Raw genomic sequence first — 20,080 nt, 5'->3', positions numbered from 1 at the left:
ATAATTTAAAAGCAGCTTAATGAATATAACTCAAAAACCTCAGCTTAACCGTTGAGGTTTTTACATTTAATCATCCTGTCTTTATGTACGAATATGATTTTTATCAACTATTTAGCTGTTGGTTTTTTAATAAAAATGCTAAGTGACAAACCGTTACGGCATAAATTTTGGTAATTGCTGAAATATTCGTATAATAGCTTTCTGACTCTTAACATTGATCCTATCCTTTATGCCTATCACTGCTTTGACTGACGCCTTTGACCCGATTAACCAGCAGTTGTTTCCTATCCAGAATGCCCAGCGGCGTTGGCTGGCTCCTGTGCATGGGGCCGTCAGCAGTTTATGGTTGGCAAGTCTGGTACAAACACCGCTATGGGATGTTGCTGACCGTTTGAAGGTTGTGGTAACCCGTGACCAAAACCAGCTCAATCAGATAGAGACGGAATTGGCATTTTGCGGGGTCGATGCTTATGTGTTCCCCGATTGGGAGACATTGACTTATGATGAGCTGTCTCCGCATCAAGATATTGTCAGTGAGCGTATCAATCTATTAACCGATATGCCAACGACAGGGGTGCTGCTCATCTCGGTTCAAGCTTTGATGCATCGGGTCGCACCGCCAAGCTGGCTGATAGGGCAGCATTTTGATTTGAGTGTGGGTGATCGATTTGATATCAACACTCAACGTGGTCTATTGGCAAAGGCAGGTTACCGTGCAGTTGAGAATGTCTTTGAGCCGGGCGAATTTGCCGTACGCGGTAGCATCATTGATATCTTTGCGATGGGTCAGCCGTTTCCGCTACGTCTAGATCTGTTTGACGATGAAATTGAGACCATTCGCTTCTTTAATCCGCAGACCCAGCGGACGTTGACCGTTGATGACCTTAAAACGATGATGAGTGGTAATGACAGTAGCATGGGCAAAGAGTCACTATCGCTACTGCATAAACTACCAGATATCTCAAAGCCTATTGAGCAATTCCAAATCCTACCGGCGAAAGAGTTTCCGCTCGATGAAGGGCGTGAGACTTTCCGCACCAACTTTGCTGCCATGTTCCCTAGTGCCAGCAGCCGTAAGTTTGAGCTGCATAAAGATGTGATGGCAGGTATCGCCAGTAGCGGATTAGAATACTACCAACCATTATTTTTTGATTTAAAGGATTGGGAGGCGGAGAGTAGCTTATTTGCCTATTTACCAAGCGATGCCTTATTTATAACAGATGAGCTAATTAACGAAAAACAAGCAGATTATTGGTCACAGATTCAGCGCCGTTATGAAGAGCGTCGTCATGATATTGATAAGCCTATCGTCGCCCCTGAATTGTTGTATTTATTATCAAATACTTTAAACGAGCACCTCAACCACTATCCACGCGTGATTCTCAGTGCCCGTAATGAATTGGCTACCATGACGGATGTCGCTGCGATTGATAGCGATGATGCATTGTTAGAGATTGAACAACAGTCAGATTTACAGACACAACTGCCGCTTGCGGCAAATAAGCAGCAAGGCTTGGTGACGTTAAGCGCGCTAGAGCCACCGCAATTATCAGTGAATCATCAAAAAGCTGAACCTCTCACAGAGTTATTAGAATTTTTAGCGCTACAAGCGCAAACGGCGACACCAGTATTAATCGTTGCCGAAACAGCAGGTCGCCGTGAGATTCTCATCGAGTTGTTCAAAGGTAAAATAGATATCAATGCTTATGATAGCTTTGAGGCGTTTTTAGCAGCTGATAAAACTACTGGGCTCAATGCTAAAAATCTGCCGCAGGTTGGTCTCACGGTTGCACCCATTGAACGCGGTGTATATGTCCCTGAGCGTTTGGTATTGATTAGTGAGACACAATTATTTGGTCGGCAAGTACTGCAAACGCGTCGCCGTCGTCAAAGCGGTGTATCAGAAGAGTTTTTGGTTAAGAGTGTCACCGAGATAACCGAAGGCAGCCCTGTGGTGCATATCGAGCACGGTATCGGTCGCTATAATGGTCTGATTACACTAGATGTGGGTGATGGCGAGCAAGAGTTTATTCATTTGAAATACGCTGATGATGCTAGTATTTATGTGCCAGTCGCCAATCTACAAATGATCAGCCGTTATAGTGGCGGTGATCCTGCACTTGCGCCATTGCATAAAATCGGCAGCGGCAAATGGGACAAAGCCAAGCAAAAAGCTTTGGAGCAAATTCACGATGTTGCTGCTGAACTGCTCAATATGCAAGCAAGGCGTGAAGCTAAAGTCGGTATTCATTTTAAAATCGACTCGTCACAGTATGAGCTGTTTGCCAGTCAATTTGCTTTTGAAGAAACACCTGATCAAGCCAATGCTATCCATGCCGTTATGGAGGACATGAGGCAAAACCAACCAATGGATCGCCTTATCTGCGGTGATGTGGGTTTTGGTAAAACTGAAGTCGCTATGCGCGCTGCATTCATCGCGGTTAGTGCTGGCTATCAAGTAGCCGTATTGGTACCGACGACTTTGCTGGCAGGTCAGCATGAAGACAATTTTCGCGATCGCTTTGCTGATTGGCCGGTACGAGTCGAAACGCTGTCGCGTTTTGGCGGTAAAAAGCATCAAGATACGGTATTGGCTGACTTGACGGCTGGTAAAGTTGATATTGTTATCGGCACTCATAAGTTATTACAGCCCGATGTGAAGTTTTCTAATTTGGGCCTGATGATTGTCGATGAAGAGCATCGCTTCGGTGTGCGTCATAAGGAGCGTATCAAGGCCATTCAGACCGATGTAGATAGTATGTCGATGACAGCGACCCCAATCCCTAGAACGCTTAATATGGCGCTCTCCGGTATGCGTGATATGTCGATTATTGCTACGCCGCCTGCTCGTCGTCTGGCGATTAAAACCTTTGTCATGCAAAAAACAGAAGCATTAATGAAAGAGGCTATCTTGCGCGAGTTACTGCGTGGGGGACAGGTGTATTTGCTTCATAACGATGTTGCCAGTATCGAGCGTATGGCTGAGACCATTCGCGAGCTAGTACCAGAGGCGCGAGTGGGGGTCGCTCATGGACAGATGCAAGAGCGCCAACTTGAACAAGTAATGCAGCAGTATTATCATAAAAAATTCAACGTCCTGATATGCTCGACTATTATTGAAACCGGTATTGATGTGCCCAATGCCAATACCATTATCATTGAGCGCGCTGACAAGTTTGGCTTGGCGCAATTGCATCAGCTGCGTGGTCGAGTTGGTCGTAGCCATCATCAAGCATATTGTTACTTACTTGTACCGTCTATTAAAGGTCTCAAAGGCGATGCCAAGCGACGCTTACATGCCATTGAACGCGCCAATACGCTGGGTGCAGGTTTTATGCTGGCAAGTGAAGATTTAGAGATTCGCGGGGCTGGTGAGATACTTGGCAAGCAGCAAAGCGGTAATATGCAGGCGATTGGCTTCAGTTTATATATGGACATGCTGGAGCGCGCGACAAAAGCGATTAAAGCGGGTAAAGAGCCTGATTTGAGTACGCCATTGTCACTGACTAGCGAAATTAATCTGCATAGCTCGGCATTGATACCAGAAGAGTATTTACACGATGTGCATCAGCGTTTGTTGTTTTATAAACGTATCAGTAATGCCGATGATAAAGAAGCGCTCACTGATATCCGTACCGAAATGATTGACCGTTTTGGTATATTACCCGATCAAACCAAGCAGCTTTTTGCCATTCACGGACTGCGTATACAAGCCGAGCCACTAAAGATTAATAAAATTGATGCCAATAGTAATAGTATGACGTTGGAATTTGCGCCTGATACACCTGTTGATGCGTTAGCGATTATTAAACTGATTCAGAGCAATGGTCAGCGCTATCGTATGAATGGTGCTTCTGGTATTCGTTACCAAGATGCCGATAAACTGGCAACACCGCAGCAGCGCGTCACTGTGATCCAAGAGCTATTACGCTACTTTAGTGAGCATATGGTGACAGAGCCTGTTTAGCTTTGCTTTGTTCTAAGCAACGGCTTAGCAGGTACAGGCGTCAACTATGCTACGCCAAACGAACATTCCAAGGCAATCAGTCATGGTGCTATTTTATCAACTGGATAACTGATAAAATAGCGACATTCTATATTTAGCCTATTATTTTTATACAGTCGATTCACTCTAAAAATCATCCCAGCTGGATGCTTTATTTGTCGTATCTTTTTCATATTGAACTGGCTATAACCCATTAAGTTTTTAATTCATTTCCTTTTATTCAAGCGTCATAACAAGAGAACCGTCATTATGTTCCAACTTCATCATAAACTTGCTGCTGATAGTTTCTTAGTGGGGGATTTCCCTTTATCGACTTGTCGTCTAATTAATGATTGCCAGTTTCCTTGGTTGATATTGGTGCCACGAGTATCAGGCATCAAAGAGTTATATGAGCTGTCTGAGGCAGACCAAGTGCAGTTTTTGCGTGAGTCGAGCTGGTTATCAAGCCAACTGGCCAAGACCTTCCAAGCCGACAAAATGAACGTGGCAGCACTGGGCAATCAAGTACCGCAGCTACATTTCCATCATATCGTCCGTTATCAGAACGACATGCAATGGCCAAATCCAGTATGGGGTGTCCCTGCTATACCGTATACCAACGAAGTATTAGCGCAGATGCAACAGACGCTAATGATGGCGTTACGTGGTCATCATCAAATGCCGTTTGATTGGCAAATGCAGTAAAAAAACTTAAATGGCACCTAAAAAAGTATACTGAGGGATCAAACGAAAGGGGTTAGACCACCCAATGCGGTTTGAGTCAGAGTAGGATTTTTTAGGGGCAGTCTTATAAAGCGATGAGCATAGCTGCTCATCGCTTTACCAACACTAACTGAGACCATAACAGCGATGTCTCTAACACCACAACTTCTAACCGTCATTAGCCGTATGATACTTTCTATTTTAGAATGATAGCCGTGATAGGTTAAGGCATTATCGACAATGAAGCTGATGCTTGCAGTCCTTACATTGGTAATTCTGCTTTAGCGGTCACTCTCCTTTATTCCTTTAGTATACTTTTTGATACACCACCGAAAATCTTAATTAATTGAAACTGTGTATCCTACACTTGTACCTGTTTTTTCATCGTAATTTCTAAATGGCAAAAACCAGATGTTAGTGGTTTTATTCTGTTTCCAAAACTCAAAGGTCGCTTCCTGTTCGATAGTATGAGATGTGCTATCTTTTTTATCTACTATTGATATAACTAAAGAATCAATCCCACTGTCTTCAAATAATAGATCGTCTATAGGAAAGCTAAGAGTAGATTCGTAGGGGCCAATATATAGATAGTTGGAGACTTTGTGAGAATATATTTCGATATTAGACGTATTTGGCGGAATAATATTATGGAATTTCATTGTCACTTCAGTACTAGGTTTTTTTTAATGCTTTCTTTGTATGATATATATTGACTATTAAAGTCTTCTTGAATATATATAAAATCAGCTTGACTAAATTTCTGAGAATTAAATGCATTCATTGATTTTGCCATATGAATGTAAGTAAAAATTAGTATTAATAAAAAAACTAACGTGACCACGGTATATTATTGAATAATGTCTTTTCATATATAGTCTAATCCAAATAAAACCGATACAATCTTATTAACAATCGCATTTAGTGAAATAAACGATGCCTTATTCAATAGACAATCGCAAGCAGATATTTTCTAGCATCGTTGATGGCATGACCATACGAGAAGCTGCTCTGTTTTATGGACTTAGTACCAGCAGTATTCATAGCTGGCAATAGAGCTTAGCCCCTAAAACAAAGGGAAATAAAGCACCGACTAAAATACCTGATGACGCATTGATTGAAGACGTAAAAAGATACCCTGATGATTATAATTACGAAAGAGCTCGTCGCTTGAACTGTAGTAAAACGGGTATCTTTAATGCTCTAAAACGCCTTGGTATCATTCTGTATTGGCATAATTAACTTTAGACAACTGATAAGAAGTTATGAGTATTTATTCTATTTCTACAATATATGAGATGTTTTGCCCCGTTTTTGCATCAGGTTGTCTAGAAGGTAGAAAGCTTACTACTGTTTTTTTTCCTTCAACCCAAGTAGGAGAAAACTTCTCTTGTTCAGCTGTATACCCTGTTAATGTTTCATCGTCATAAATATAGAAAGCTAGAGAGTCATTTATTTCAGAATAAAAGACATCACTAATATTAGTCTCTATAACTTCAGAAAATGAACCAGCATATATAAAAGAATTATTAATTCTTGAGTAGATATATAGACTTGAGTTTCTAGGAGGATTTACTCCTTTCAAAGTGATAGGATGCTGTAAATAATTAGTATGATTGAGGCTTTCAAAGTACTTTTTCTTGTGTAATTTATTCTCTGCATTAATTATTTTATAAACTTCTTTATTGAACTGATTGGTACTAAACGAAGACATTGAGTTAGCATTCATATTAATTCCTAGTAATGTGAGAAGAAAAAGAGTGGATATAGAAAAGGTTATGATAATTTTTTTCATAGATAATATCCGCTATTTAGGTTTGAATATATGAATACCCGTAGGTAGACCTAAAGGAGTTTCTGCTGTAGATGGGAGGTTCATGCCACCTCCTTTTCTCCAGAGAGAATAGTCTTCTACTCCTTCACCTACATTTCCCCTAGGAATAAGATCAAAAAAGTTAGGCATCTTAATAGGAGATTTTATTACTATGGTATGACCTAATCCTACATGCTTTAAAGCTTCATAATTAGTTAATAAATTAAATGAGCTTAAATCTCCATTATTACTTCTTTTTGTTCTAAGTTCTTTAGAGATAGAAGAAGATTCTTTAGGCATGAATAATATATTGCGGTATAGAGAGCGTTTATAAAAAGCATGAAAATTTATACCATTATGCGTAGAAAAATTTTGTGCAAAACTTAAGCTTGGTTCAGCTGAAGACAGTTTAGTAAACTCGTCATCACTTTTCGAAATTCCGGTTCTACAGGCGTATGAATAAGCTGTGCCATTAGAAAGAAATATATTAGGATTTAATGATTTAATTTGAGAAGTGGTAAGATTTATAGGAGGTGAGCTGTAATAATTTAGTGCAATTACACTATTGAGGCCATGACAGAAGAATGCTAAATCTTGTATTTTGTAAGTTGCTCTCTGCTCATTGAAAATATCGATAACTTGCGACTGCATATAAATAGGAATAAATCTAATATCACAAGGGAAGTTAATTTCTTCTTTTAATCCTTCAATTGCTAGCTTCTCTAGACGGGTATAGCCGTAGTCTACATAAGCGATTGTTACTTTGTCACATGCTCTAAATTTCTTTCTATCTTTTATAAAAGGATAAGCAGATGCGATGAACATATTTTTCAACCAAAAGCTATCGTAATCATACTCAGAACCGATGAATACAATATTTTCAGTTTTTGGTACTTTTGTACTTACTACTGCTCTATTAGTATTACTTTTTGGACTAGTTGATGACTGCCCGATTCTTTGCCAGTTATCAGTGGTGTTTGCCATTAGAATTTTACCTCGATTTCTAGTTCTTCAATATTGTAACCTTCGATTATATGCGTTTTACCTGTTTTGTCCGTGATACCTGTTTCAAAACTACGATCTGGTTTTATGATTTTATAATGGCAGCTTTGGATAGGTAATTGAGTATCTTCGTCGATTATAATAAATCCTTCGTCATATACAATTCGTAAATTATTATCCGTTTCAAGCATCTTACTGGGTAGTTTTTCTAACCCCAAACCATCCGTTCCACCCCCAGCCTTACTATGCTTACCCGCCTTCTCCTTAAACTGCTTTGCCGTAATCGTAATATTTGCGCCATCCAGAGTGATATTCGCACCACCAGCCGTCAGCGTAATCTTGTTCGCTGCGACTATTTCAACCTCTTTGGTGGAGGAGGCGATGTTTACATCTTGCTTTGCTGTGGTTTCCAGTTTTCCTGTATGAGCGGAGAGGGTGATACTGTCTTTGGCATTGGTCATACTAAACTGACCATCGGCTATTATATTGAGTGACTCGCTACTGACTTGATGATGACTCTCTCCACTACTAATCATCATGTCCGTTTGCGTAGTACTAATCATCTCACCCATTGACCGCTGGATTAGCGTATCGTCACTGATATAAGCACTATCCGCTGCGCTGTCGATTAGCGTGTAAGGTGTTTGCTGATGGGTTTTAGTGTCTTGTTCCTTGGCGATACTCTCTAACTGAGTCTTAGTATTGGCATGGTCTTTAACGTTTCTGCCTAGTCCCGTTGCCAGTTGCGTTAAACGCTCCGCTAGATGCTGACCACCTAGACCAGTTTGGGTCAGAGTCGGGGTATGCTGCTGATAGTTATGCTGTCCAGATTGAGCGTGGGTTTGTGCTTGGGTGGATAGGACGAGCGCTTCGCCTGATTTTATATTGATTTGGGCATTAGTAGCCGCATTGATACCTTGACGTTTGGTGGTTTCTGATGGATTGATAACCCCCATTTTTAGACTGGCGGATATCCCAGCACTGTCTACTTTTAGCTGAGAGTAAGCTTTTTCTGTACGGTGATCAGTGATCCATTCCGATAAACCGTTGTCAGTATTGCGATAACCGCTTTCAACCGCTTGTTCGTTGTCCGTGGCAAATAAGCTAGGGCGACTCGATGACAGTAGACTGCCAGTATTGATCAGATGCTCGCCGTCACCGATAGACTGCATCAGGGTTTGGTCGTCCGCTCGATGGGTAAAGTGTGTGCCATAGTTAGCGCCAGCTTGTGCCTCAAGGCGATTGATAGATTGAGCTGGACTATCCAGTAAGTAGCTTTTGGTCGGGGTCATATGATTGCGACTGTCTGTATCGCTTTGACTGTCCGTAATGCCTGTCATCGGCGGTAGAGCTTGTCTGCTGTATAGAGGACCGACCCATGGAGTATCAGCGGTAATGAGGCGCAGCTGGGTTAAGTGAATGCCAGCTTCTAAACTGGAAGCATGGCGCTGATGATGGCGTGAGCTTATGGTGAGTCTAGTCACATGCGCCAGACTATTGCGTGCCAAATGAACGATATGGGTAGCACGGTAGTGTTGATTGAGCGCACTGTGATCAATAAGCATAAAAGTATCAGCAACGTTTAAATCCGTAGCATGGGTGAGGGCGTGATAGACGCTATATCTGCTTTGATGACTGTGAGCGACTATGCTTGCCTCATCTATAGTTTCGGTATCGGTTACTGGTGCAAAGGCGGCTGGGCTGTCTAAAGTGAGTGAATGGCTACTCGTTTGATTGTTTTCTTTATCCCCATTATGGCTCGTCGCAATATCGGCTGACTGGGTTAGATGTGCGACATTTGCTGCATTGAAGCGCTGCATCGTTACTGAGTTTGGTTGAGTAATGACCTGCTCACTGATGGCCAAGACAGGCGCATGGACACGGTCGTGTAATATTTGTTGATAGCGTAATGCGCCAATGTTCACGCTGATACCATCGCTATCGCTGGGATGAGCGGAGGTGATAATAAGCTTCGGCGGGCTGTGATCGTCCGTTTGCTCATGGCGCAGATAAGCCGTCAGCCCTTGACGCGCGAGCCGCTCACAAATATGCGACCAGTGACTCATTTGCCACTGAGTCATGCGAGTGGGTATCCAGTTCGTATCATTTTCACCGTTGCTGCTGTCATCGACCACGTCCACATCTAGTGTGCTGAGGCGCTCTGAAACCATATTAAAAACAGATAGGTTGGTGTCTATTTGACTATGTAGATGCTGATGCAAGCGATAGGTAATCGGCTGTGCCAGCAGACGGTAATAGCCATAACTGCCATCATGATCCAATTGACGAATGGCTGTGATATGGAGATGACGATAGGTCAATCCGCTTGGAGTATCAAAGCTCAAGGTTAATGGGCTACCGATTAAAGCCGTTAACGGTGTGAAAGGGGGATGATGGCGCTCATGGATATAGACGTGTAATAAATAGGTATCAATACCGTGCTGCTCGTGCTGGTGACAGCCGTTCGGGTTTAGCTGAGCGATGATGTGCGCTTCCGCATGAGCGTGAGTCAGTTTCTGAAGCCACGCTTGGTGAGCAGCCATATCTTGTCGAGCACTGGCGTAATGGGCTTGGCTATTGCCTTCAATCGCATACAGCCTATCAGGGTGCATCGGAAGCACGGTGTTGGTCAAGCGTAACATAGGGGTAGTCCCTCTTGTGTCAGAGACGGCATCATAAGCATCAGTGCTTAGCTGCCACAATCAACGTATATAGCAGCGTTATTCACCAAGGGTAAATTCGATCCGGCGGTTACGAGTGCGTCCTTCTTCATTGTCATTACTCGCGATAGGATCAGCGTCACCTTTACCAGCGGTACTTAGACGGGCCGCATCAATGTTACGACCGATGAGGTACTGCTTAACTGCTTCGGCACGCTTGTTAGATAAGACCAGATTGGCGCTTGGGTTGCCCACATTATCAGTATGTCCAATGATGGTCACTGGCTTATCGCCAACTCGCTGCAGGACGCCAGCCATATCGTCTAAGATACCAAGACCCATTGAGGTCAATTTCGCGCTGCCGGATTCAAACTCGACAATACGGTTGCCCAAGGTGTCATCGATAAGTCGCTGCTCACCTTCTACGACGACCAATTGATTTTCTAATTGGTAAAGATCGGTGAGACGCGTGTGTATCCGGTTTTGGATGGCTTGCTTTTGCTCAATGCTGCTCACCTTGCCATGCAAGCTAATGGTAGTCCCATGAATATCAATACGACCCTGACGGATATTGGAGATATCACTATCGATAATAGCGGTCGCTACCTGTTGCCAGTTGGTCGGTATGCTAATGTTAGAACGCACTTCGATCTCATCTCTGACGGGCTTGTTAGGGTATTGCGCCTTTAGCTTTTCAAGGAGTTGCTGCTTATCCGAGCTGGTAGCCACGACACCTTTAATGACCACAGGCACATCTTCAGGGCTATTATTAATATGAGCATCATTATGAGCCGCAAACACCGCAGCACTCATAGACAAAGTAACAGCAGCGAATAATAGGCTTTTTTTACGACGTGTTAATTTAGGTATTGTGGTTGAGACTTGGGCTAGCATAAAAATACCTTTTCTAATCTTACTGTTATTGAGAGCATGCTTGTTAACGACCAATTATCGAATAGCTACTGTGCCAAGAAGGTTTTTTTAAACAGTTGTCTAGTATCGTATAAATAAAGGTCATCTTGCAACAATACTTTGTTAAACCGAGTCAAGCCGATATCTTCATCGATATAGCTTTGTGTCCAGTCACTATGAGCAATGATTACCCAATCATCGGGATGACTGTCCTCACTACTTGCCAGCTGGCTAAGCATGCGACCGTCCGGCTTGGTAAAGCTCAGTAGTAGGCGGTAGCAGCTCGAAACTCGGTACAGATACGTATTCAGATAGAGCTGGTGTGGCTGATAAAAACCGCTAATAAGATCATGCCAAAAAGTCGCCATATGTATGGCGTTTTCTCTATCGGAGGTCAGAGTCCAGTATATGGCTTTATTCAGACCGCTAAAGCCTTTGCTATAAGTCGGTAAGAATAACAAGCCTGTGGCTATGATTTGTTGTATCAGTTGTGATTTACTGATGTTCATCAATATCGCGATGTCGTGCAATGTGGTGGTATTGATAAAATCGTAATAGTGGGTACTGGCGTTTTTATTGACGGTAAGCTGACCGTCGTTCAGACCCGCCATAACCTCAGCGCTATCGATTTTAGATTTAGCCACGCTCAGGACTTCATAAGTCTCATTCCACAGCGTTAATGACTTAACGGGTAGGTAGTTCATCCAGCTTTTTGGTTTATCGAGATGAAGCACACCAAAACCGATAAGCGGATAGTTTCTATGGCTACTGTCATGACTAGGAAGCAGGACGCCAGTAATAATCTCGTTAGATACCGTATCTACGTGACTAAAGTTCAAAAAAGCAATGTTGTTCGTCGGTGGGCTGTCTATCAACGAGTCACTCGCGTCACTGAATAAGTTTTCTGATATCGCCAAGGCTTGACTGACCCATTGATCAATCGCATTGGTCTCAGCGATATGAGCACGCGCCCTGATAAAATCTCCACGAGCTGGCAATTTGCCAAAATAAACTAAGGGTAGTGATTCAGGAGTCATGGCGTTGGCTCCTGCGGCGCAGAGGTAGCCGTAGTTGGAGACGAGGCAGTTTGTGTGCCATTGCCACTATTGTCCTCAGTGTTCTGAGCGTTACTCGTGGTAGCACTGGTGTTGACATCTGTATTGACACCTGTATTGGCGTCTGTACTAGGAGCCAAGTTCAACACGCCTGCTACTGGAGGGGCTGTGCTCGTTTGCTCAGTATTTTGACCGGTTGATTCACGAGCATTATTGCTATTAGGGGTATTAGCCGCTGCACTGTTGTCCGCAACAGGTCTTGCCGTACGTGTGACCCCAAGGGCAATCACCTCGTTAGGGAGTTTCATACTAGTAAAGGGGTTGTTAGAGCGCCCTTGACTGGCTGTGCTACTGCTACCACTGATGATTCTAAAACGTACCGGAATAGTGATGCCATCACCTGACCATGCCATCTCAAAGATATTGTCGCCAAGCTCAGTGCGGCGAGCACTATTGATCAGTCTTTCAACGCCAAAGCTACCAGCTTCTTCAAATATGGTGTAATCCTTGCCATCGTAGTTTTTGGCTCTGATACTGGCCCCTGGTTGACTACTTGGATTTGGCCATACAAACGTCGTCCATGCTTGCGTACCCATACGATAACGCAGCTGCTGTCCATCAACGACGATCGTATATTCGGTCAAACCGCTAACCGGTAAAGGCATGATTTGGAATGTGGTTTGATTAGCCGTCGCAGTGCCAGCACTGGCACCTGTCGAACTTCCAGCATTGCCACCGGTATAGTTGACAAAATATCTGCCAAAATCAGCGACGAACTTAGGATTCAGACCTAAGCCTGCACTATTCCAAATTTTACTTGAGATTTGGTCGCCTCGGCGGATGATAAAAGGCGATAAGGTTTCGTTGACGAACTTGGCGACATAGCCATCTTCCCCGAAGAATTGTCCAATCTCAGCAGGGGTTGCCTCCAAGTTAGCATTGGCGGTAAATGGATATTTATTGCCCAAGTTATCCAAGAAGGGCTTGTATACTTGTGCTTGCCAGACTTTATTAATCTCAGCCTTAGTCGGGGTGAGGAGCATCGTAAATGAGCGAGTTAGTGGTTCACTTAGCAATGGACGTACCAGCTGTTTTATTTCAGAGTTGGCTTGGCTAAGTATTTGCTCATCTAATATCTGCAAGGACTTGGTCATCTCTGAGCCTTCAGTGCTGAGAGTTTGCGAAGCAAATAACAAGGCATCAGGACCGATATCATCGCTACGGGCTATGTTATTGAACCGCGTTCTAATATCTCCTAAGCTTGCCAAATAGTTGTCTAATAGCGATAAGTCTTGATTGTCCTCTCTTGGGGTGACTAGGTTGTGTATTGAGGAGAACTCCTGCGCTACCATGCCGGTGCTGGCAGGGATGGCCGCCGCCTCATTAGTACTGTTATTATTACCATTATTCATTGCCGCTTCTGCTTGACGAAGCTCAGCTGGGCTTTGACGCAGGATCGTTTGCTTGAACCAATTGACAAATGAGCGCCGAGAGTTGGAGCCATTCGCTGCGGGTTGGTTTGCGGCTTTATTGTCCCACTGGGTCTGACGATCTACCGTCTCAAATAGTGTTTTCAGCGGTGATTCGGTGGCGTTAGACAGCTGATTTAATAAGAGCGCATGATCGTCGAAGCCTTTACTATCGCGGATGTAGACCTGTGATAAAAAGCGCTTCCATTCAATGACGTATTCTTGCTTGTAGCGATTGACCAGATATTGACGTATTTGTTCAGGGCTGCCAGTTAGGGTCAAATCATCTTTGCTACTGGTCGCAAGTACCCAATCGTCGGCAACCACTCTATTGGTGGCAGCTCTATCGATCTCATCACTCACGAATGATTCCCATGCTTGCTTGGTAAAGGTGCCGGAGATCACATAACTGCCTAGCAGTACTTCATTGGCACTGTCTTGGGTAATTTGTGCGACAGTCACCGATGGAAAGCGAGCAGAGGAGCGCATTTTAATTTCAGAATAGACACGCTCACGGGCAGGCTGGCCTTTACTGGCTTTAGACAACGTCGTACGAGTTTTATCCACCAGTCCCAAGTCATTTTGAATGAGTGGAAAAGCAGGGTCGTCGACATGAGAAAGCGTAAAGCTTAAGATGCGCTCAGCCTGACGAATCATCTTGTCACGCGGCATATCAGCACGGTTGGACTCAAGCCAAGTGCGCCAAAAACGTGTCATCTGATCGCTCAAATGGCTGGTTTCTAAGTGCTCATGATTGCCCAGCATCAGATAAGCTTTCAGCGCATTATAAGCATCCTCTACGTCGGTAGGGTCAGATTGTATATAAGCGTCGTTACTCACGGTTTCGGATTCGACTGCTGAGGTTGCTGCCTCCTGCACTTTTAGATCTGCCGCATTCGTATTGACGTCGGTCAGAAACCTTTCAATGTTCTGTTTGGTAGGTGCTAATACGATAATGCCTACACCATTATAATATTCAGATAGCAGTTTTTCTTTGAGCTTATCTCCTTGATATAACCCAAAGCTCAGCGAGAACGGACGATCCTCGTCGTAGCCTTCGAGTTGCTCTATTCGGCTTTGCAGGATAGTAAGCGACTCAAGTTGCGACTGCAAATCACCATTAGTATTTTTTTGCATCAGCGCGACTTGCTGTAAGTCAGCCTCTACGCGTTCAGTCAATTGCTTGTTATTGGCATAAGACCAAGTCCATAAACCAACTGCTGTACATAGCACCACCACAGAGGCGAGGGTGGCCAGCGCGCGATGGCTACGCTTGTTGCGGTTTTTATGTTGTTTGACCAAATGCTTGTCTTTTAAGATGACTTTAGAAAATAAATCATGCAAGAAGTAAGGCTTGTCAGCGGCTTCTTGCTGAGCACTTAAAGGCACTGCAGGTGGTTGCAAGTCGTAATTTTGCACCATTTGCAAGGTCATTTGACTGCTGACTTGCCCTTCCTGTAAGGCACTGGTGAAATAAAACCCGCGTAGTATGGGCTTAAACTGAAAAGGGTTGTCTTCGAATAAGGCGTGCATCAGTGTTCTAATCATCGGACGCAGTGACTGGAACTCCATTGGAAAAGTCATCAGACTCGGAGATACCGTACGTTGGTGACGCAGAGACAACTTAGTGGTGCTAAGATCTTTTAGACCGTTGACCAGCACGCCAAAATGCTCTTCAAACACATCGCTGATATTGATGCTATCAGGGTCTTCGGGATAGGGAATCGTCGCGCCCCATACTTGCCCGCGCTCTTCTTGCTCGTAATCATTAAAAAAGTCACGGAAGCCTGATACCAAATCCATTTTTGTGAAGACCACATAAACGGGGGCATAAACTTCTAATTGCTCTGTTAAATCTTGCACACGGCTACGCAGGTTTTTAGCCAAGTTCAGCGCGTAACTAGGATCATTTTTGGTAAGCTCAGCGATACTAACGGCGATAATAATACCGTTGATAGGCGCTTTGGGGCGGTTCTTCTTCAATAGGTTTAAAAACGACAGCCATTCTGAGCGGTCATCTTCGTAGGCAGAGTAGCGTCCTGCGGTATCAAGTAGTATGCCTTCGGTAGAAAAAAACCAATCACAGTTACGAGTACCGCCGACACCTTGTACCGACAGCTTGTTGGTTTTTTCCATAAACGGGAATTTTAGCCCAGAGTGAAGTACCGCCGAGCTTTTACCCGCTGCCGGATTGCCAATGACCATATACCATGGCAACTCGTATAGTGCAGCTTTGCCAGTTTGATCGCCAATTTTTGACTTACGTATGGTCTTAATGGCGTCTTGCATTTGCTGACGTAAGGCCTGTACTTCCTGTGCATTCTCGTCTTTAGCGGCACTACTATTGACACTATTAGTGCCTTCATCGTTATTGTCTTCTACTAAATCTGCAAGCTCAGCGGCCGCCTTTTTACGCTTTTTCCACCAGTAGTAGCCAAACCATGCTAGTAGCAGACAGGTTATGGAGACACCGATAATGACGAAGAAGGTTTGTAGCGCGACATAATCATAGAGTAAGACCAGAGCGACTATGATAGCTAAGACCAATAACACTCTTGGATTGTAGATGAGATGAAAAAACCTTGAGAACATGCCTGCTACCTAATGTGATCTTGAAATAATAGAGAGTCATCATTTCATCATAAACAATGACTGATATAAGCGATAAAACGAGCAATATTAACTGAACTAAAAGTGGCTAAAGTGTTTGGTTGGATTCCGCAAGCCATACTACGCAGCAGCGCTTATGTTGGGTAATAAGGAGTTTAATGTCAGACTCCTGTGGCTGGTCTTTGGCGGCGCTGACCAACAGTGCGAGACTTAAAAAAGGCTGTAACCATGAGTTCAGAGGCATATAATGCCCTAAATGGTGGTCATTTACTAGCGCCCCTTGCGCTATAAATTCATCGATAAATGTCATAAGTATGGATAAGTCGTAGGGTTGTGTTGCTGGATTAATGTCTGACAAGAGGGTGATGCTATTTTCACTTAACGCATCTGTCATTGTTGTTTTATTGTCAATGGCCTGCGCTGATTTTTTTTCTTCTACCTTGGTTTTGTCGTCATGGCGATCTAATAGAGCAAATGAATTATCTAGTAACAGCTGTTTTATCGTTTTTAAATTTGCTAAATAATGCTGGCGAGTATTGCTATTAGCCTGCTTCGGCATCTCAGCGGCCATACTACTGGCATCATTGGGTAGCGCCTCGCCAATTTCAGTCATGGAAAAACGCACCTTGTGATCTAGATCGAGAAGGTCTTTGGCGGCTTTGTTATAAAAAATTAGCAATACACTGGCTTCGGTAGGCAAGAGATTGGAGGCGTTGTCTGCATATAAATTTGCTTCAAGCCATTGCTCATTAATCTGCGAGTCGACGGTGATAAAAAGACAAATCTCGGGGGTTGAAGCTTTGGTCAAGGCAATAAGTTGCTCATGAATAAATTGCAGCGGCTGATAGGACTCGCTATCAGCACCGTCATGGCTATTATGAAAAGAGTCTGTATGACGAGCATTTTTATTAGGAAGATTTGGGTCTTCATCAGCGATGATGGTCTGAATAGTGAGTAGCTGCTCGGGAATACCATAGGTTGCCAATTGCTGTTTTAGCCTTTCAACCAGATAATTAGCATCAGCCAGTTCAGGAATAGACAAATAAACAGACAACGTAGACAGTGAAATAATGGGAAGGTTGGCATCTGCAGAAGGGTCTTCCTGTGCGCTCGCGATATAGTGTTGCTGCCATTCTGGATGGATACTGAGAGCGGAATCTGGCTCATGGATATTTTGTTGCATAATGCGCTCAAAATGCTGAGCCAGTACACTTAGTGCATCATCACTTGCGGTAAGTTGATTATCAATCAATGCCCATAGACGCAAGGTTAGCTCATTTAGGCTTTCAGCCGCATCTTCAGGATATGCTTCGTTATCTAGCTCATCCTCGTAAGCGTAGAGCGCTGCTTGTTCGGTGATCACACCCTCAATCGGCTTGGTTAATATTGGTAAGCCGTCAAAGTCTGATAGCGCCTCACTCAATACCGTGAGATCGTCATCATTGTCTATGATCTCAGACCAACTAGTCCCTTCGGGCAGACAGATGCTGCTATCTATAAACAATTGATAGGAATCGATAGGTGGAATCTTTATTTTTTTGCTTACTTTCTGAGCTGGCTCTGGTTTTTCTGCTTCTAATTTTTTTTGTCGCCATCTAATAAACACGATAAAGCCAAACAAAGTTATTGGAATAATCACAAACCATAGCAGCAGTCTTGCAGAGGTAAGTTGCAGCGTATTATCTTTAAAGTACATCCAAACCAATAACAGATAAATGACTAAAAAAAGTGCAAGAGCATAGCGCCCGTAAGTTATTAGCTTTTTTACGCCCACTTGCCATACCCCTTATCTACATAATTTTATTAGAGGTAGTTTATGGTATTTGAAGATTTCCCGCTACCATGTATCATTACTTTGCTTGGTTAATTAGTATAGGATGGTCTTTCTTCTCGATTTTTGCTCATCGCCATGCTATATCACTAGTCAATATAGCCAGTTAATAAAAAATACAATTAAGTTGGGTTTTTTATAAAAAAACATCTCATCTGTCTATATAATAGCCAGCTACGACATGCTGATGGCTGAACATTAGTATTTTCCAATACTTTGCCCGCTGTTTTTCTTTATGCCTCACTGTGCCATTGTTTTCCTTATGATTTATTTGGTCGTTATCCTTTTTACGCTTGTCTCCATTACAGTGATTATCATGCTTTTTGATCGTCAGCTGTATGAGCGACTGTTTAATAAGGTGAGCACTGTTTGGCAAGGCATCTCAGCGATCAAATTTCGACACCCCACGCTCAAGCTGCCAGTTGTGCCACGTATCTCGTATCACAGCATTCCTATCGTTCCTGTTTTATCTGTCTTAGCCATTCTCACGACGACAGCGGGGTGTTATTTTCTGATTACGCATAACTCTCTTGAGGTTTATCATGCTCAAGATGACTCATTGAATACCGCCAATTCGCAAATTAGTCAACTACTGGTCGGGGAGCGTTTGCGACCGCCACCTGAGCCGCCCGCCGAGCTTTTCGCTGAGCTAGAAGCAGAGATTGCTAGCTATCAAGCCACGCAAACCGACGAGGGCTATTGGCCAGAGGTGGCGACAGACGCGTCACCAGTACAAAGGCCTTTAATGCTCCCTGAACCTGACCTGTCTGATTTAAATACCCAAGACCATAGTACGGGCTACTCGGGTGATATTTTGGCATCGCATATCAGCAATGGGCACATTAACATCAGAAATGCTGACCGTAATTGGAATAAGATGAACTCTGATTTTGTCCAACGGCTGTTGACTGTCTATAAGGTGATGAGTGATCAGTATGGTTATGACATGGTGCTGTTAGAGGGCTATCGTAGTCCGGGAAGGCAAGCACGCTTACTCAAAAAAGGCCCAAATGTCACCAAGGCAGGATCTTATAAGAGCTATCATCAGTTTGGTCTAGCAGGCGATAGCGCCTTTATTAGAAATGGTAAAATTGTGATTACTGAAAAGGATCCATGGGCGATGCAGGGCTACAAGTTATATGGTAAAGTAGCAAAATCGGCTGGACTAGTGTGGGGTGGCGACTGGCGTATGATGGATTTGGGCCATGTTGAGCTGCGCAAAAAAGGCGTGCTTGGTCGCCCGCAAATGGCAGAAATTTTGACCAGTCAATAACGACAATAACAAAGCAAAATACAGAAATAATATGGACAAATGTATGAAATTATCTATAGCGGCAGTGGCTCTTGGTTGGGTATTAACGACCACGCTATCAGGATGTAGCCTCAGTGGCGCTAGTAAGTCTGATAGTACTGTGTCTGTACTGGCAGGCAAGTCAGGCAACAATAACGAAGCCTCCGTCATCGATAGCATGAAAGACGTTATTAGCCATAAAAGCACGGCAATGAATGAAGATTTGCAAAACCTAAAAGCGCAACTAGAGCAGCAGCAGCAACGGCTTGAGTCAATGAATGACGAACAAAAAGCATTACAAGAACAGCTAAAACGTCAAAGTATTACTCTGCAAATTCTTCCTGCGGCTAATGCCAATGCTGGACGTGCCAAACAAGGCACCGCGAGCACGGCTTATATTGGATTTTTAGAAGAAGAGAATCAATTCGCCGAGGTAGAGGAGCGGGCTGCTAAAGAAGTTAGCGTCATTCCCAATCGTGCCACGAGTCTTAAGCTAAGTATTCCACAGGATGCGCAGTTTATTGCCATCAAAGTTGGACTGAGACATACGCAAAAACGCTCGCAGGTATTGATACCACTTGATAGTATCGATTTTGACCAAGCACTGGTTTTAAATGTTGGCGCTTGTGATATCAATATCAAAGAAGGCGTCGATCCAGAGTTAGTGCCTGACTTTACCACCAAACTTAAATATTATCAGCAACCGCTGGTTAGCTGCCTGTAGGAGATAGC

General features: G+C 43.6%; 12 protein-coding genes and 1 pseudogene. 5 read left to right on the top strand and 8 right to left on the bottom strand.

The genetic code is table 11. The annotated features are described in order from the left end of the window. Positions 1 to 229: 229 nt before the first annotated feature. Positions 230 to 3,967, top strand: coding sequence for a transcription-repair coupling factor (gene mfd, locus ACMFL8_RS10090; RefSeq protein ID WP_413190882.1), 3,738 nt, complete (start codon positions 230 to 232; stop codon positions 3,965 to 3,967). 288 nt (positions 3,968 to 4,255) lie between these two features. Continuing rightward, complete coding sequence (locus ACMFL8_RS10085; protein ID WP_189580711.1) at positions 4,256 to 4,690, top strand: HIT domain-containing protein; 435 nt, start codon at positions 4,256 to 4,258, stop codon at positions 4,688 to 4,690. A 356-nt stretch (positions 4,691 to 5,046) separates the two neighbouring features. Here ACMFL8_RS10085 and ACMFL8_RS10080 read toward each other — a convergent pair whose 3' ends face one another. After that, positions 5,047 to 5,367: a hypothetical protein gene (locus ACMFL8_RS10080; protein WP_194619011.1), complete on the bottom strand. Its 321-nt coding sequence runs from the start codon at positions 5,365 to 5,367 to the stop codon at positions 5,047 to 5,049. 421 nt (positions 5,368 to 5,788) lie between these two features. Here ACMFL8_RS10080 and ACMFL8_RS10075 point away from each other — a divergent pair. Continuing rightward, positions 5,789 to 5,947, top strand: a pseudogene (locus tag ACMFL8_RS10075) (IS630 transposase-related protein); the annotation flags it as partial. Between the two features lie 31 nt (positions 5,948 to 5,978). On the opposite strand, the gene ACMFL8_RS10070 reads toward ACMFL8_RS10075, so the two are convergent. The 7 genes from ACMFL8_RS10070 to ACMFL8_RS10040 all read right to left on the bottom strand — a co-directional run bounded on the left by ACMFL8_RS10070 (position 5,979) and on the right by ACMFL8_RS10040 (position 18,000). Beyond that, on the bottom strand, positions 5,979 to 6,434 hold the full coding sequence (locus ACMFL8_RS10070) for a hypothetical protein (RefSeq protein WP_194619009.1): 456 nt from the start codon (positions 6,432 to 6,434) through the stop codon (positions 5,979 to 5,981). 78 nt (positions 6,435 to 6,512) lie between these two features. Further along, the gene (locus ACMFL8_RS10065) at positions 6,513 to 7,502 is read right to left on the bottom strand and encodes a hypothetical protein (protein ID WP_194619007.1); all 990 of its coding nucleotides are present in this window, start codon (positions 7,500 to 7,502) and stop codon (positions 6,513 to 6,515) included. Beyond that, positions 7,502 to 10,162: a DUF2345 domain-containing protein gene (locus ACMFL8_RS10060; RefSeq protein ID WP_413190881.1), complete on the bottom strand. Its 2,661-nt coding sequence runs from the start codon at positions 10,160 to 10,162 to the stop codon at positions 7,502 to 7,504. The genes ACMFL8_RS10065 and ACMFL8_RS10060 overlap by 1 nt, the downstream gene beginning before the upstream one ends. A 78-nt stretch (positions 10,163 to 10,240) precedes the next feature. Beyond that, entirely contained in the window at positions 10,241 to 11,074 is an 834-nt protein-coding gene (locus tag ACMFL8_RS10055) for an OmpA family protein (RefSeq protein WP_189580729.1), read from the bottom strand. A 65-nt stretch (positions 11,075 to 11,139) separates the two neighbouring features. Continuing rightward, positions 11,140 to 12,129, bottom strand: a complete 990-nt coding sequence (tagF, locus tag ACMFL8_RS10050; protein WP_352310068.1) for a type VI secretion system-associated protein TagF — start codon at positions 12,127 to 12,129, stop codon at positions 11,140 to 11,142. Beyond that, on the bottom strand, positions 12,126 to 16,208 hold the full coding sequence (gene tssM / locus ACMFL8_RS10045) for a type VI secretion system membrane subunit TssM (RefSeq protein ID WP_413190880.1): 4,083 nt from the start codon (positions 16,206 to 16,208) through the stop codon (positions 12,126 to 12,128). The genes tagF and tssM overlap by 4 nt, the downstream gene beginning before the upstream one ends. A 106-nt stretch (positions 16,209 to 16,314) precedes the next feature. Further along, positions 16,315 to 18,000, bottom strand: a complete 1,686-nt coding sequence (locus ACMFL8_RS10040; protein ID WP_413190879.1) for a hypothetical protein — start codon at positions 17,998 to 18,000, stop codon at positions 16,315 to 16,317. Positions 18,001 to 18,373: 373 nt separating this feature from the next. Here ACMFL8_RS10040 and ACMFL8_RS10035 point away from each other — a divergent pair, with 373 nt between their 5' ends. Both ACMFL8_RS10035 and ACMFL8_RS10030 read left to right on the top strand, forming a co-directional pair. Next, a complete protein-coding gene (locus ACMFL8_RS10035) occupies positions 18,374 to 19,330 on the top strand; it encodes a M15 family metallopeptidase (protein ID WP_413190878.1) in 957 nt (318 codons plus the stop codon). Positions 19,331 to 19,373: 43 nt separating this feature from the next. Continuing rightward, positions 19,374 to 20,072 (top strand): hypothetical protein, encoded by a 699-nt coding sequence (locus ACMFL8_RS10030; protein ID WP_352310064.1) that lies wholly within the window; start codon positions 19,374 to 19,376, stop codon positions 20,070 to 20,072. Positions 20,073 to 20,080: the final 8 nt, after the last annotated feature.

The sequence above is a fragment of the Psychrobacter sp. AT9 genome, from assembly GCF_047272965.1.
Classification (GTDB): domain Bacteria; phylum Pseudomonadota; class Gammaproteobacteria; order Pseudomonadales; family Moraxellaceae; genus Psychrobacter; species Psychrobacter glaciei.
Note: the sequence above shows the minus strand (reverse complement) of the source record. Positions and strands in the feature narration are given on the sequence as shown.

Coding starts and splice junctions, on each gene's coding strand:
- ACMFL8_RS10060 (WP_413190881.1), bottom strand. CDS start 10,162: ATGTTACGCTTGACCAACACCGTGCTTCCGATGCACCCTGATAGGCTG.
- mfd (WP_413190882.1), top strand. CDS start 230: ATGCCTATCACTGCTTTGACTGACGCCTTTGACCCGATTAACCAGCAG.
- ACMFL8_RS10080 (WP_194619011.1), bottom strand. CDS start 5,367: ATGAAATTCCATAATATTATTCCGCCAAATACGTCTAATATCGAAATA.
- ACMFL8_RS10035 (WP_413190878.1), top strand. CDS start 18,374: ATGCTTTTTGATCGTCAGCTGTATGAGCGACTGTTTAATAAGGTGAGC.
- ACMFL8_RS10085 (WP_189580711.1), top strand. CDS start 4,256: ATGTTCCAACTTCATCATAAACTTGCTGCTGATAGTTTCTTAGTGGGG.
- ACMFL8_RS10065 (WP_194619007.1), bottom strand. CDS start 7,502: ATGGCAAACACCACTGATAACTGGCAAAGAATCGGGCAGTCATCAACT.
- tssM (WP_413190880.1), bottom strand. CDS start 16,208: ATGTTCTCAAGGTTTTTTCATCTCATCTACAATCCAAGAGTGTTATTG.
- ACMFL8_RS10070 (WP_194619009.1), bottom strand. CDS start 6,434: ATGAATGCTAACTCAATGTCTTCGTTTAGTACCAATCAGTTCAATAAA.
- tagF (WP_352310068.1), bottom strand. CDS start 12,129: ATGACTCCTGAATCACTACCCTTAGTTTATTTTGGCAAATTGCCAGCT.
- ACMFL8_RS10055 (WP_189580729.1), bottom strand. CDS start 11,074: ATGCTAGCCCAAGTCTCAACCACAATACCTAAATTAACACGTCGTAAA.
- ACMFL8_RS10030 (WP_352310064.1), top strand. CDS start 19,374: ATGAAATTATCTATAGCGGCAGTGGCTCTTGGTTGGGTATTAACGACC.